Source organism: Curtobacterium sp. PhB142 (genome assembly GCF_004341255.1).
In the GTDB taxonomy this organism is placed as follows: domain Bacteria; phylum Actinomycetota; class Actinomycetes; order Actinomycetales; family Microbacteriaceae; genus Curtobacterium.
Window position 1 is genome coordinate 402,384 of record NZ_SLUT01000004.1, and the last position, 14,532, is coordinate 416,915.

12 protein-coding genes and 1 tRNA gene are annotated in these 14,532 nt (G+C 70.9%); 8 read left to right on the forward strand and 5 right to left on the reverse strand.

From position 1 onward, the window contains the following. Positions 1-132 precede the first annotated feature (132 nt). The gene (locus tag EDF31_RS10675) at positions 133-4,005 is read left to right on the forward strand and encodes an ATP-binding protein (protein WP_131846099.1); all 3,873 of its coding nucleotides are present in this window, start codon (positions 133-135) and stop codon (positions 4,003-4,005) included. A gap of 314 nt (positions 4,006-4,319) precedes the next feature. Next, the gene (locus EDF31_RS10680; RefSeq protein WP_123936808.1) at positions 4,320-4,904 is read left to right on the forward strand and encodes a CDP-alcohol phosphatidyltransferase family protein; all 585 of its coding nucleotides are present in this window, start codon (positions 4,320-4,322) and stop codon (positions 4,902-4,904) included. A gap of 141 nt (positions 4,905-5,045) precedes the next feature. Here the strand turns inward: EDF31_RS10680 and mscL are convergent, their stop codons facing one another. The 3 genes from mscL to EDF31_RS10695 all read right to left on the reverse strand — a co-directional run bounded on the left by mscL (position 5,046) and on the right by EDF31_RS10695 (position 6,488). Further along, entirely contained in the window at positions 5,046-5,546 is a 501-nt protein-coding gene (gene mscL, locus EDF31_RS10685) for a large conductance mechanosensitive channel protein MscL (RefSeq protein ID WP_131846100.1), read from the reverse strand. Positions 5,547-5,617: 71 nt separating this feature from the next. Then, on the reverse strand, positions 5,618-5,902 hold the full coding sequence (locus EDF31_RS10690; protein WP_123293362.1) for an FmdB family zinc ribbon protein: 285 nt from the start codon (positions 5,900-5,902) through the stop codon (positions 5,618-5,620). A 1-nt stretch (position 5,903) separates the two neighbouring features. After that, positions 5,904-6,488, reverse strand: coding sequence for a 5-formyltetrahydrofolate cyclo-ligase (locus tag EDF31_RS10695; RefSeq protein WP_123293363.1), 585 nt, complete (start codon positions 6,486-6,488; stop codon positions 5,904-5,906). Positions 6,489-6,603: 115 nt separating this feature from the next. Here EDF31_RS10695 and galU point away from each other — a divergent pair, with 115 nt between their 5' ends. The 5 genes from galU (at position 6,604) to EDF31_RS10720 (ending at position 11,601) form a co-directional block, all read left to right on the forward strand. Further along, the gene (galU, locus tag EDF31_RS10700; RefSeq protein ID WP_111086297.1) at positions 6,604-7,494 is read left to right on the forward strand and encodes a UTP--glucose-1-phosphate uridylyltransferase GalU; all 891 of its coding nucleotides are present in this window, start codon (positions 6,604-6,606) and stop codon (positions 7,492-7,494) included. A gap of 87 nt (positions 7,495-7,581) precedes the next feature. After that, positions 7,582-8,241: a GNAT family protein gene (locus EDF31_RS10705; RefSeq protein ID WP_111086296.1), complete on the forward strand. Its 660-nt coding sequence runs from the start codon at positions 7,582-7,584 to the stop codon at positions 8,239-8,241. A 73-nt stretch (positions 8,242-8,314) separates the two neighbouring features. Continuing rightward, a complete protein-coding gene (locus EDF31_RS10710) occupies positions 8,315-9,406 on the forward strand; it encodes a hypothetical protein (RefSeq protein WP_131846101.1) in 1,092 nt (363 codons plus the stop codon). A 73-nt stretch (positions 9,407-9,479) separates the two neighbouring features. Beyond that, a tRNA-Ala gene (locus EDF31_RS10715) sits at positions 9,480-9,555 on the forward strand. 177 nt (positions 9,556-9,732) lie between these two features. Further along, positions 9,733-11,601, forward strand: a complete 1,869-nt coding sequence (locus tag EDF31_RS10720; protein ID WP_131846102.1) for a hypothetical protein — start codon at positions 9,733-9,735, stop codon at positions 11,599-11,601. Positions 11,602-11,688: 87 nt separating this feature from the next. On the opposite strand, the gene EDF31_RS10725 is transcribed toward EDF31_RS10720, so the two are convergent. Next, the gene (locus tag EDF31_RS10725) at positions 11,689-12,072 is read right to left on the reverse strand and encodes a hypothetical protein (RefSeq protein ID WP_131846103.1); all 384 of its coding nucleotides are present in this window, start codon (positions 12,070-12,072) and stop codon (positions 11,689-11,691) included. A 110-nt stretch (positions 12,073-12,182) separates the two neighbouring features. Here EDF31_RS10725 and EDF31_RS19965 point away from each other — a divergent pair, with 110 nt between their 5' ends. Next, the gene (locus tag EDF31_RS19965) at positions 12,183-13,232 is read left to right on the forward strand and encodes an amidase domain-containing protein (RefSeq protein ID WP_243649974.1); all 1,050 of its coding nucleotides are present in this window, start codon (positions 12,183-12,185) and stop codon (positions 13,230-13,232) included. 30 nt (positions 13,233-13,262) lie between these two features. Here EDF31_RS19965 and EDF31_RS10735 read toward each other — a convergent pair whose 3' ends face one another. Next, complete coding sequence (locus EDF31_RS10735; protein WP_207896168.1) at positions 13,263-14,492, reverse strand: hypothetical protein; 1,230 nt, start codon at positions 14,490-14,492, stop codon at positions 13,263-13,265. Positions 14,493-14,532: the final 40 nt, after the last annotated feature.

Here is a 14,532-nt window from a genome sequence, read left to right on the forward strand (position 1 = left end):
GTACCACATCGGACGCGTCGGGCGCGGACCCTGAGCGCTTCACCGTGTACCGGAAACCCCGAAACCTCGGTTCATTGCCAGAGAGGGCGCTCGTTCCCGCCTACAGTGTCGGATGTGTGGCGAGCGGACAGGGTGACCGACGGTGAGGACGACGTGAACGACGACGTCCCCGTCGAGGGTGCCCACGAGCGCCCGGATGACGAGCGAGACGACCGCGGTCAGCGCGACCACCGCGACGAGCGAGACGACCGAGACGAGCAGCAGGACGTGGACGAGGACCGGACCGACGACGAACCGGACCGCACGCTCCGCCCGGAACTGCAGCTGACCAGCCCGCAGGCGATCAGCCTCGGCGACCCCCGGCTGCAGGCGGGCAACGCGGCCGAACCGACGTGGGACGGCTGGCGCGGCCAGCTGACCGGCGTCGGTGGCACGAGCCCGCTCACCCACTTCAGCGACCACCCCCGCGCGCGCATCGAGCTGTCGACGACGCACCCGGGCGGACTCGCCCAGTTCATCACCGGCAAGACCACCCTGCTGTCCAGCCTGATCCGCGACGAGGTGGCGCTCCGTGCGGCCCGCGTCGCCGCCGGCCAGGTCGAGGCGAAGGGCACCGAGCTCGCCACCGTGCGCGGGATCGACGCCGTGAAGCTCGGCATCGGCATGGCCGACTGGAAGCACGGCGACGAGCAGTTCCGCGGCCCGGTGCTCCTGCGCCCGCTGGCGATCCGCCGCCACGGCCGTGACTTCGAGGTCCGGCTCCTCGGCGAACCGGTGCTCAACCCGGGTCTCGCCGACGCCCTGCACGAGCAGTTCGGCGTCATCCTCGACGCGCAGTCCTTCGTGGCACTCGCGCAGCAGGACGGCTCATTCACCCCGAACCCCGTCATCGACCGCCTGCGTGGCCTGACCGCGCACATCCCCGGCTTCTCCGTGCACGCCCGGCTCGTGGTCTCCACGTTCGCCGAGGTCGCGACCGGTCTGGTCGAGGACACCGGCGACCTGTCCCACCCCGTGCTCGACGCCCTGGCCGGCAACCCGAGCGCCAAGTGGCAGGTCGAGCAGTCGTACCACCCGGTCGAGCAGACCCCGTCGGACGAGCGCAGCCCGGAGACCGACACGCTGCTGCTCGACGCCGACGACGAGCAGGAGAACGTGATCGCGCAGATCGCGGCCGGCAACTCCATCGTCGTCAAGACCCTGCCCGGCACCGGCGGCACCCAGACGATCGTGAACGCCCTGGGTGGCCTGGTCGCCGCGAACAAGCGCGTCCTCGTGGTGAGCCCGCGCCGTGCGACCCTGCGGGGCATCGCGGCGCGCTTCGGCGAGGTCCAGCTGCCCGGCGTCGCGGTCACACCGTCGACCCTGCGCCGTGACGTCGTCCGTGCCATCGCCCGGAACGAGAAAGCGGCCCGTCCGAACCTGCGCGAGGTCGACGACGCCCTGGTCCGGCTCCGCAAGGTGCTGAAGGACTACCGCGGTTCGCTCACCCGCAAGGACGCCGACTTCGGCGTCTCGGTGCTCGACTGCCTGGTCGAGCTCTCGCGCCTGTCGCTCCTGCCGGTCCCGCCGTCGACGACCGCGCGGCTGTCGAAGCAGTCCGTGGCGTCCATGGTCGAGGGTCGTTCGCGCGTCGCCGAGACGATGGTCAGCGCGGCCAACCTCGGTGAGTTCCGCTACGGCCCCGACGACTCGCCTTGGTACGGCGCGAAGTTCTCCACCAGCGACGGCGCCCAGCGCGCCCACCGCATCGCGAAGGACCTCGACTCCGACGGGCTGCCGACGCTGCTCCGCCGGGCGCACGACCTGGTGAGCTCGACGCACATGCGCCAGTTCACGACGATCAACGAGCTCGGCATCTACCTGCGCCTGCTCACCGAGATCCGTGACACCCTCGACCGCTTCCTGCCGGTGGTCTTCGACCGTTCGGTGTCCGAGCTCGTCGCTGCCACCGCCCCGCGTGGCGAGGGCGCTCCGATGTCGTCGACGAACCGTCGTCGCCTGAAGAAGCTCGCTCGTGAGTACGTCCGCCCCGGCGTGCACGTCTCCGACCTGCACGAGGCCCTGACCCGGGTGCAGCAGCAGCGCGTGCTGTGGCAGCGCTACGTCGCGGCCGGCGTGAACCCCGAGGTGCCCACGGGCATCGCGGACGTGCAGGTGCTGTTCTCGAACGTCGCCGAGGACCTCGCGCGCCTCGACGAGCCGCTCGGCCGGACCGAGCGCGACCGTCAGCTCGCGAACACGCCGGTCGACCAGCTCGTCCCCACCATCGCCGAGCTCGCGGCCGAGTCCGACGTCCTGCACAACCTGCAGGAGCGCACCGAGCTCATGCAGACCCTGCGCGACCTGCAGCTCGAGCCGCTCATCACCGACCTGGCGAACCGGCACGTGCCGGACCTGCAGGTGCCGGCCGAGCTCGAGCTCGCCTGGTGGCAGTCCGCCCTCGAGACCATGCTCGAGTCCGACCGGGCACTGCTCGGCGCGAACACCGACATGCTCGATCGGGTCGAGGCCGACTTCCGCCTCGTCGACGACGCCCACGCGGCCGGCGTCTCCCAGGGCCTGGCGTGGCAGCTCGCCGAGAACTGGAAGGTCGGACTCGTCGACTGGCCGGAAGAGGCCACCGCGCTGAAGACCCAGCTGCGCGAGGGTGCGATCACCTCGCGGCTGCTCCAGGACTCCGCACCGCACCTGTCCCGTTCGATCGCGCCCGTGTGGCTCGCGAGCCCGTACGAGGTGTCGCAGATCGCCGACACGATGCCGTTCGACACCGTGATCCTGGTCGACGCCGGAGCCGTGACGATCGCCGAGACCGTCGGAGCCGTCCGTCGTGCGCGCCAGACCGTCGTCTTCGGTGACCCGGTCACGCAGACGCCGTCGCCGTTCCGCATCGCCGTCGACCCCGAGCACCGTGCGCTGCAGGTCGACGAGGGCACCCTCGACGCCTTCCACGCCGACTCCGCCCTGGCGAAGCTCTCCACCCTGCTGCCGACCCTGTCGCTCTCGCGGTCGTACCGTGCCGGCGGCGAGGACCTGGCCGAGCTCGTGAACCGTCGCTTCTACGGCGGCAAGATCGAGTCGCTCCCGTGGGCCGGGTCGTTCCTCGGCCACGGCTCGATCGCGCTCGACTACGTCAGCGACGGCAAGGCCGTGCCGGACCCCGAGTCCGGCGCCGTCGAGAGCGTCGACGCCGAGGTGGACCGCGTGGTCCGACTCGTCATCGACCACGCCCGAACCCGCCCGAGCGAGTCGCTCATGGTCATCACCGCCTCGGCGAAGCACGCCGTGCGCGTCGAGCAGGCCGTGCTGACCGCGGCACAGGGCCACAAGGACCTGACCGAGTTCGTCATCGGCGACCGCGCAGAGCCGTTCATCGTGGCGACGCTCGAGCAGTCGGTGGCGCAGAGCCGCGACCGCGTCGTGTTCTCCATCGGCTACGGCCGTACCCCGCACGGCCGCGTCCTGCGTGACTTCGGTCCGCTCGGCAAGCCCGGCGGCGAGCGGCTGCTGGCGGTTGCGATGACCCGTGCGCGCCGCTCGATGGTGATCGTGACGTGCTTCCAGCCGTCCGACATCGAGGCCGAGCGCATGGGCCACGGCACCGTCGCCCTCGCCGAGATCCTGGCCGAGGTGCGTGCGCGCACCACCGCCGAGTACGTGCCGGACGACTCCGACCCGCTGCTCGTCGACCTGGCCCGCCGACTCGAGATGCGCGGCATCCCGGTCGCGCTCGGACACCGCGGCAAGCTCGGCCTGGTGGCCGCGCACGGCGGGGTCTGCGTCACGATCGAGACCGACGCGTCGCTGGTCAAGGGGTCGCTGCGCGAGTCACTCCGCCTCCGCCCCGAGGTCCTGCGCCGACTCGGCTGGCACTACGTCCGCGTGCACGCGTTCCAGCTGTTCTCCGACCCGGACCGTGTCGCGAACACCGTCGCCGCCGTGCTCGGTGTCGACCGTGGCGCCACGCAGGAGATCTCGATCCCGCCGATCCCCGCACGCCGATGACTCCTCGGCCGAGTCGGCGGGCCTCCCGGCCCGCCGGTCCGGTGACGCCGGAGACGGACCAGCTGGTGGGCACGTGGACGCGAGCCGACGACGCGTCGTCAGCCGCGCCTCCCGTCCGGTTAGCGTCTCCGGAACGCGACACGGACGACCTGTCGGGAGGCCCGGTGCGGCGCCGCAGACGCGTCACCACCCAGCCGGTGCCTGGCTCGGACCCCACCCCCGCGCCGGAGCCGGCGCGGCACGGATCCGGCGAGAACGATGTCCGTCTCCGGGCGGACGTCCCGCCCCACTGGTAGCAGGTAGCCTGGCCTGCGATGACTGACACCGTGCGGGAGCGCCCCGACTGGCAGACCTGGCCGAACCTGATCTCGCTGTTCCGGCTGCTGCTGATCCCGGTCTTCGTGTGGCTCGTCGTCGCCGGACACCCGGGCTGGGCGTTGGTCGCACTCGTCGTCATCGGCGTGAGCGACTGGGCGGACGGCTTCATCGCGCGCAAGTTCGACCAGGGCTCGAAGCTCGGCAAGGCGATCGACCCCGTCGCCGACCGACTCGCCATCATCGCGATCGTGCTGTCGCTCGTGCTGACCGGCCTGCTGCCGTGGTGGGTCGTCGCCGTCGTCGTGCTCGTCGACCTGGTGCTCGTGGTGCTGTCCAGCGTGCTGTTCCACGGCAACCCGGACCTCGACGTCACGTGGACCGGCAAGATCCGCTCCGCGCTGCTCTTCGTGGGCCTGCCGGTGCTGCTGTTCTCGGCCGTGCACGCCGTCGACGAGAACGCGCCGTGGGTGCGGGTCGTCGCACTGGTCTTCGTCTACCTCGGCACCGTGGGCCACGTCCTGGCGGGTATCCAGTACGCGACGGCGATGTTCGCCAAGCGGCGAGCGGTCACGGCCGCCTGACGCGCCCCCTGCCGCGGCGTGACGCCGGCTGCGGCCGGTAGCGCACGATCGCGCCCCTCCACGGCCATCGCGCCCCGAAGAGTCGGGGCGCGATGGCCGTGGAGGGGCGCGATCGCGGCGCTTTCGGCGGGGACGACCCTGCTAGAGCTTCGTCGAGCCGCCGATGCCGGGTCCCTCGGGAGCGGTGTTCGGGGCGATGTGCGCGCCGGTTCCCGTGCTCGTGGAGACGCCGTTCTGGGAGCGCAGCAGGTCGCGGATCTCGAGCAGTACCTCGACGTCCGTCGGGGGCACGTCCTGCGGGGTCTGCTCCTCGTCGTTCTTGACGCGCTCGAACGCCACCTTCTTCAGGTGGTTCACGGGCACGACGAGGGCGAAGTACACGACCGCGGCGACGATCACGAAGTTGATGACCGCGCCGATGATCGCGCCGAACAGGATTTCCGCGTTGCCGCCGGAGACCGTCGGGATGGACCAGACGAGCGCCTTGTCGAGGCTCGACGCGTTGAAGACCGCGCCGATCAGGGGGTTGATGAGGCTGGTGACGATCGCGGTGACGATCGCGGTGAACGCAGCACCGATGACGACTGCGACGGCCAGGTCGATGACGTTGCCGCGGAGCAGGAACTCCTTGAAGCCCTTCACGGGACTCCTTCCGGTCGAGGACAGTCGCCGGACGGCGACCCCATCAACCTATCGGCGAGGAGCGCTCGTGGTCAGGAGGCGCTGGGCTTCGGCGTGCTCGGCTTCGACTCGGTCTTGGCCGGGGTGGACTTCGTCTCCGACTTGGCCGGCGTGCTCGACGAGCCCTCGGACTTCGGCGCCGGGCGGGAGTCGGTGCGGTAGAAGCCGCCGCCGTTGAACGTCACGCCGACGGGGGAGAACACCTTGCGCAGGACACCGCCGCACACCGGGCACTCGGTCAGGGTGGCGTCGGAGAACGACTGCTTGATGTCGAACGCGTTGTCGCACTCGGTGCAACGGTACGAGTAAGTGGGCACGTCAGCTCCGGAACGTGATGATGCGCGACGGCGTGATGATGCCGTCGACGGGTTCGTCGTGGGGTTCGCGCGGGACCTCGTCGAGGTACTCCGCGTCGAAGATCACAGCATAGACGGGCGGGCGCTTCGCCATGGACCCGAGGGTCTTGTCGTAGTAGCCGCGACCCCATCCCATCCGGACGCCGTCGTGCCCGACCGCAGCCGCGGGGGCGAGGATCGCGTCGACGTCGTTGATGGCGATCGGGGACAGGACCTCGCCGACGACCTCGGGCATGCCGAAGATGCCCTCCGTCTCGCTCTCACCGTCGCCGACCGCCCAGTCGAGCAGGCCGTCCTCGCGCGTGACCGGCAGGAGCACCCGGATGTCGTGCGCGAACGCCCAGTTCAGGAACGGCCGGACGTTCGGCTCGTCCGACGCCGACAGGTAGAGCGCCAGCGAGGTGACCTGGCGCTCCTCGGCGAAGCGCTGCAGGGTCGCGGTGAGCGCCGCACTGTCCGCGTCGCGTTCCGTCGTGGTCCGGGTGCGCCGCCGCTGCCGGAGTTCGGCTCGCAGGGCGCGCTTCTCGTTCCCGAGATCAGCGATCATGCGCAGGAGTCTACCGAGCGCATCCGTTGCGGCTTCCCGCCGGGAAACGCGCTGATGCCGTGTCCCCAGTAGCGATGACATGCCCCGGAAACCCGGATCGGATACGGTCTGGGGCATGGGCTTCCAGATTTCCAAGGCGGTGATCCCAGCGGCAGGGCTGGGCACTCGCTTCCTCCCCGCGACCAAGGCGATGCCGAAGGAGATGCTCCCCGTCGTCGACAAGCCAGCCATCCAGTACGTGGTGGAAGAGGCTGTCGACGCAGGACTCACCGACGTCCTGATGATCACGGGCCGCAACAAGAACGCACTCGAGAACCACTTCGACCACGTGTCGGAGCTCGAGGAGACCCTGAAGAAGAAGGGTGACCACGAGAAGCTGCAGAAGGTCAACCAGTCGACGGACCTCGCCGACATGCACTACGTGCGTCAGGGCGACCCGCTCGGCCTCGGCCACGCGGTGCTCCGCGCGAAGATGCACGTCGGCCGCGAGCCGTTCGCCGTGCTCCTCGGCGACGACATCATCGACGCCCGCGACCCGCTGCTCAAGCGCATGATCGAGGTCCAGGGCGAGAAGAACGCCACGATCGTGGCGCTGCTCGAGGTCCCCGAGTCGCAGACCCACCTGTACGGCATCGCCACGGTCGAGCCGACCGACACCGACGACGTCGTGAAGATCACCGGGCTCGTCGAGAAGCCCCCGCAGGGCGAGGCGCCCTCGAACCTGGCCATCATCGGCCGCTACGTCATCCGCCCCGAGGTCTTCGACGTCCTCGAGAAGCAGGAGCCGGGCAAGGGCGGCGAGATCCAACTCACCGACGCGCTCATGAAGATGGCGAGCGCCGAGGAGTGGACCGGCGGCGTGTACGGCGTCGTGTTCCGTGGACGCCGGTACGACACCGGTGACAAACTCGACTACATCAAGGCGATCGTGCAGCTCGCCTCGGACCGCGAAGACCTCGGCCCCGACCTCAAGTCGTGGCTGAAGGAGTTCAACGCGGGCGAATGAGTCGGCCATCCCGCCCGGGACCGTGCACACGGACCCGGGCGGGACACCCCGTCCCGCACAGCGGCGGGATCCCGGAGGAACCAAGCGATGACGACGATCCCGACCCTGTCCCACGGGCGGGTCACCATCCGGCCCCTCCGGCTCCGTGACACGCGCGACCTCGACCTCGCGCTGGCGTCGAACCGTTCGTGGCTCCGCACCTGGGAGGCCACGAACCCCTCAGGACACGTCTCCACCGACGTCCGCGGCAGCATCCGCGCGCTCCAGGCCAACGCCCGCGCGGGACTCGGACTGCCGTTCGCGATGGAACTCGACGGCCGGTTCGTCGGGCAGCTGAACGTCTCCGGCATCACCTACGGGTCGCTGGCCAGCGCCTCGATCGGCTACTGGGTCGTCGAGGACGCCGCCGGACACAACGTGACCCCGATCTCGGTCGCCCTGGCCGTCGACCACTGCTTCCGCGCGGTCGGCGTGCACCGCATCGAGATCTGCATCCGGCCCGAGAACGCCCCGTCGCTGCGCGTCGTCGAGAAGCTGGGCTTCCGGTACGAAGGGCTGCGCCGCCGGTACATCCACATCAACGGCGACTGGCGCGACCACTTCTGCTTCGCGCTCGTCGCCGAAGAGGTCCGCGAGGGCGTCCTCGAGCGCTGGGTCCGCGGGCAGGTGCCACCCGGCCTCGGTGCCGTGCCGCTCGCGGCCCGCGACGAAGCGGCGCTGCCGATCACCACCACGCCGCGGCTGTAGATTCCGCCGCGACACGCGCAACACGCGTTCCGCAATCACGCGACGGGGATACCCCCGCCCCTACCGTGTCCCCATGGCAGGAATCGGCTCGTGGGGTGGCGGCATCGTCCTGCTCGTCGCGGCCGTCCTCTGGCTCGTCTACCTGATGCCGTCGTGGGCCGCCCGACGCCAGTACCTGGCCACCGAACGCAACGCGATCCGGCTGCAGCAGACCCTGCGGATCCTGGCGCAGACCGCTGAACTGCCCGACGAGGTCCGTGTCGAGATGAACGCGAAGTCCCTGGCCGAGGCGCAGCGCGTCGCCCGGTCCGAAGAGGCCAAGCGCACCGCCATCGTCCGCGCCCACGAGGCCGCACGCCAGCGCGAGATCACCCGTCGGCTCGCCGAGCAGGGTCCCGTCCTCGAGCGTGCGTCGTCGGTGCCTGCACTGACCGCGATGCGCATGCGACGCTCCCGGCTCGGAGCCACCCTGTTCGGCACGCTCGGCGTCGTCGTCGCGCTCGTCGTCTTCGTCGCAGCGCCCGCCCTGTGGCTCGTCGGTGTCGCGGGGCTCCTCGCCGCGGGTGGGTCCGCAGCGGTCCTCGCCCAGCTGCACCAGGTGGCGACGGCGCGGAAGACCCGTGTCGCGGCGGCCGAGGCGGGCGCGACCCGTGCCTCCCGGCCTGCGAGCACGTGGACGGACCCGGCACCGCCGCTGACGACCGAGCAGTCCGCAGAACCCGCGCAGGACCGCAGCTGGACCCCGAACCGGGTGCCGAAGCCGCTGTACGTGGAGCGACCGACAGCGCCCGCTGCCTCACCGGAGTCGTCCGCCGAGCTCGCTGCGCGACTCAAGGAGCGCGTCGCCGAGGCCAAGGCAGAGGCGGACGCCGAAGCCGCTGCCATCCGAGCGGGCGAGGCCGACCCGTCGCTCGCCCGGGTGTCACGCATGCGGCCCGAGCTCGAGGACGCTGCCGCGTCGCTGTCCGCCCACGACCAGGGGCGTCTCGCGGAGCGGCTGGGGCTGCGTGCTCCCGCAGTACCGGAGCTCGTCGCCGAGACGCCGGACGAGCCGACCGCGCCGACGGGTCCGCCGAGCAAGTGGGCCGGCATGGGTGTCCTGGACGACGACGCGTACCAGCAGGCCGACCTCGACGCGATCATGCGTCGGCGCCGCGCGGTCTGAGTCGCGGCTCGCCCGACCGGCTGTCCACGATTTCGGATCGGCCGAACGGTGGTGCTAGCGTGGTCGAGCACTTGGGGCTATGGCGCAGTTGGTAGCGCGTCTCGTTCGCAATGAGAAGGTCAGGGGTTCGAATCCCCTTAGCTCCACCAAGGCAATGCCGAAACGGCCCGGAACCGACAGGTTCCGGGCCGTTCTGCGTTCGGTGTGTTCCACAGGCTCGCGTCACTGTGTCGTCATGCACAGTTCGCGGACAGGGGTGGTGTGTTGCTGAGCGCATCGTCCTAGACTCCCGGTGCGCCGACGGGGCGCGGGGAACGGGGGAACACGTGCGCTTCAGGACTGCCATCGCATCGATCGGGACGGTGCTCGCCGTCACTGCTGGGCTGCTCGTGGTCGCTCCGGTGGCGCCGGCCTCGGCCGCAGCGCCGACCACCGGGCGGTTCACGCCCGTGGCGCCGGCGCGAGCCTGGTCCGGTACCGCGACGAGCAAGCTGACGACCGTCACGCTCGGCGGCCGGAACGGCATCCCGTCGAACGCGACCGCGGTCGTGCTGACCGCGACCGTGACCTCGCCGAGTGCGGCCGCGTACGTGAGCGTCGCCCCGTTCGGCAGCACCGCGAGCCCCGCCATCCAGAACTTCGCCAGGGCGCAACCGATCTCCGGCACCACCACGGTCGGACTCACCAGCGGCAAGGCCCAGGTGAAGGTCTCGGCCGGCAAGGCGACCGTCGCCCTCGACGTCGCCGGTTGGTACGGCACCAGCGCCACCGGGTCGACCTACACGCCGCTCGCGCCGACGAACGTGCTGAACGGCACCGTCACCACCGGCGCCAAGCGCATCGTCGTCGCGGGCAAGGCGGGCGTGCCGTCGAACGCCACCGCCGTCGTGCTGCAGGCCGACGTGTCCCGTCCCGCGACGAGCGGCCGGCTGCGCCTCACCCCGTACGGCAACAACGCCGGCGTCGTCTCGCTCATGTACTCCAAGGGCACCACCGTCGCGAACACCACCACCGTCCGCCTGTCCGGCGGCGCCGTGCAGGCCAAGGTCTCCACCGGCTCCGCTCGCGTGCTCGCCGACGTCGTCGGGTACTACGCACCGAACGCCAACGGATCCGTGTTCGTGTCAGCGCACCCGGTCCGCGCCGCGACCGTCGCCGCGGGCACCACCGCGACGAAGGTCACCGTCGCCGGGACCGCAGGCGTCCCGCGCAACGCGACCGCGGCCGTCATCAACGCCAAGGTCGGCGGCGGCAGCGTCGGGGGATCGCTCCGCGTCGTCGGCGCCGGGCTCGCCTCGAGCGTGCCCACGCAGGTCTACGCCAAGGGGCAGACGATCGGCAACGCGCTCATCGCGCCGCTGGCGTCCGGAGGGCAGGTGCAAGCGAAGGTGTCCGCGGGCAGGGCCACCGTGTACGTCGACGTCGTGGGGTACTTCCTCAACGGCAACAGCGGGTCGGGGACGGGTGTGGACGTCTCGTACCCGCAGTGCGGCAAGAGCGTGCCGACCGACCAGTCCTTCGGCATCGTCGGGGTGAACTCGAGCCTCGGCAACACCACGAACCCGTGCCTGCAGCAGCAGCTGTCCTGGGCGGCGGCGTCGGCGGGTGGCACCGCGCAGCCGAAGACGCAGGTGTACGCGCTGTTCGCCAACCCCGGGGCAGGCGCAGCGTCGGTGTGGCCGACGTCGAACGTGTACCCGGCCGGGCACACCGTGACCCGCAACACCTACGGCACCTGCGCGGCGGTGAACGGCAAGCCGGCGACCACCCGCGCGTGCTCGTTCATGTACGGGTACGCCCGCGCCTACGACGACGCGGCCAGCCGGGGGATCACGAACCCTGGGCAGTACCGCTGGTGGCTCGACGTCGAGACGGGCCTGTCCCACCTGAGCGACACGACGCAGAACCTCGCGGCGCTCGAAGGGATGCTCGCCGGGCTGCAGGACGCCGGCGTCACCCAGGTCGGTGTCTACTCCACGGCGTACCAGTTCCGGACCATCGTCGGCACGGTCCCCGCGACGAGCACGCTGCGCAAGAACACCCTGCCGAGCTGGATCGCGATCGGTGACGGCCGTCTCGACCAGGCGCAGGCAGCATGCTCCGGTGCGCGGCTGCTCGGTGGCCCGATCGCGATGACGCAGTACAAGACGCCGTTCGGCTCGACGGAGATCGACCGCAACTGGTCCTGCTCCTGACGAGGCCGCACGCGGTTCGCGACGATCCACGAGTCGTTCGTCGGGTGTTCTGTCGGAAAACGCGTGCCAGCGCCCGCGGCCACCGCGTCAGCTCGCGAAGCTGTCCGTCAGGACACCCGCCTGCACGAAGGACGTGTGGATCGCGTTCGCGGCCTGCTCGAACGCGCGGTTGCCACGCGAGATCCCGATCGCCCCGCCCTTGATCGCGGACTTGCCGGAGCCGCGCAGCAGTCGAGCGACGGTGCGGCCGTCCGCGGTGACCATGATCTGCACGTCGAGCCGGGTGTGGAAGGTGCGGTCGTTCGCGAGACCGCCGATGAGGAGCGTCAGGCCCATGCTGCCGCGGGTGGCCCGGAGCGCGCCCTGTTCGGCGTCGTCCACCGTGTAGCCCTCGCGGCTGAGGGCGAGTCGGACCTGACCGCGAGCGGTCTCGGGGTCGGTGGCGACGAAGAAGTCGTGGCTCTCGGGCATGGTCTGCTGATCCTCTCGAACGCGTCCGTGCGGACGCGGAGGACGCTCGCCCCCCGGAGACGATCATGCCGTGTCGGAACGTCAGGTGCGTCGCTTACGCTGGCTGTGTCATGACTGCCTCGATGAACCGCCGCGCACTCCTGTCCCTCGCCGGTGTCGCCGGGATCGGGCTCGCGGTCGCCGCGTGCTCGTCCGGCAGCGACGATGCCGGCAAGAAGAACAGCAGCAGCGGCAAGGACGACAACGCCGAGGGCGGCACGAGCACGACCACCCCGAAGCCCGCCGCGAAGTCCCTGACCCCGGCGCAGGTCCCGCTCGTCGGCGGCGTCACGGTCACCGTCGCGGGCACCGGTCTCGCCGCGGTCAAGGGCGTCACCGTCGGCGGGGTCGCTGCCCGCGACGTCACGGCCACCGCGTCGAAGGTCACCTTCACGGCTCCGCACCAGGCGATGTACACCGCCGGTGACGCCGCCGTCGCGCTCTTCACCGAGTCGATCGACCCGACCCCGTCCGCCAACCAGTCGTCGGACGGCAACGGCAGCGCCGCGAACGACGGGCAGACCGGCGCGACGCAGGACTCGGCCACTGCGACGCCGACCCCCACGGCAGCGCCGGTGCCCGATGCGTCCACCGCGGTGGCGACGTCGTCGATGGCCTACGCCGCGCTGACCGACGTCGACCGGCAGCTCCAGTACGCGATGGCGCACTGGAAGGACTACAACCTGTCCGAGTACGGCACCATGAACCCGATCGGCGGCGACTGCGCGAACTACGTCAGCCAGACGCTCATCGCTCGCGGTTGGGAGCAGCGCTCCGACTGGTACAACCGGGCCGCCGGCGCGGAGCACAGCGCCACGTGGACGTACTGCCCGACGATGGACCCGTGGCTCGAGACGAACGCTGCGGAGTTCGGGCTCACCCGACGCTCCTCGGACGAGCGCGACAAGGTCAAGGTCGGCGACATCGTGTTCTACGACTGGAACGCGAACGGATCGCCGGACCACACCACCATCGTGTCCGAGGTCTTCACCGAGTCCGACGGCACCATTCGCATCAAGTCGGCGAGCCACAACCAGGACGGCCCGTACCGCGACCTCGACGAGATGATCACGGTGCAGCACCCGGGCGGGACGGCCTGGTTCCACACCTTCGAGGCGTAGGCCGACAGGCCGGCAGCATCGGCCCGCCGCTCAGGGGTACCCGAGGAACCAGAGCAGCACGATCGCGACGGGCTGCAGGCACACCCCGACCACGAGCCACGTCACCGCTCGCCGCCGCGTCCGCACGAACACGTCCGACCCGAGCAACGGCGCCATCGGCATGAGCAGCCGCGGCAACGACTGCTGCGGCAGGAACACCGCGACCAGGTACAGCCCGTACGACGCCGTGAACGCGAGCACGTCCGGTCCGAGGGACCGGGTGCTCCTGCGAGAGAAGAACCACACCGCGCCGACGAGCACCGCGACGACGAGCACGATGCCGAGCGGTCCGAGCCACGTCGAGGCCATCGTGAACCACGGCATCAGCGGGGCGAAGTGCTGTCGCCCGACGAACCCCACCCACCACGACAGTTCGGTGTCCAGGTAGGCGTTCGGCCGCCCGGTCACCGCCGAGGCGATCACCGGCCACGCCAGACCCGCCGCCGCGACGACGAGGCCGGAGACCACGATCGCGATGCGGTCACGCCACGGGAACACCTCGGCAGGTCGAGCAGACCGGCGGGACCCGACCCACCGGACGACCAGGTGCACGGCCAGCGCCACGGCCAACGCGAGGACCCCGGGTTTCGTGAACGCCGCGACCACCCCGAGCGGCGCGATCAGCCAGTACCGCCGTCGGACCAGCGCCAGCAGCGCTCCGAACAGCAGCACGAGCAGCAGGCTCTCGGCGTAGGCGACCTGCAGCAGGAACCCGGTCGGCGCGAACGCGAACAGTGCGGTGGCCCAGCGGGCCCGGTGCGAGCAGCCCACCGCGAGCACGAGCCGGTACAGCAGGACGCAGGCCCCGGCGCCGGCGATAGTCGCGACGAGCACTCCCGCGACCCAGAACGACGCACCCGTCAGGGCCATGACGGCACGCACGATGGCCGGGAACACCGGCAGGAACGCCCAGGCGTTCGGCGCGACGTGGCCCGCATCGTCGAGGGGGAGCGTGGCCGGGTACCCGTGCTCCGCGATGGTCCGGTAGAACGAGGCGTCCCACGATCCGGAGAAGGTGAAGAACGACGGGTCCTGCCGGTACGACGCGAACGTCCAGCCGTTCGCGGTCGCCAGCACGTACATCGTGGCGAGCAGCAGCGTGCTCACCAGGCGCGAGGCGGCCCAGATGAGCAGGGGCGCGGTCCACGCGCTGCGGGGTCCGGTCAGCAGGCTGCGCACCCCCGACCGGGAGGCCCGGCTCGTCTCCGCCACGCTCGTCACCCGCCCGATCCTCGCAGACCAGGGCCCGTGCCCGCGTCAG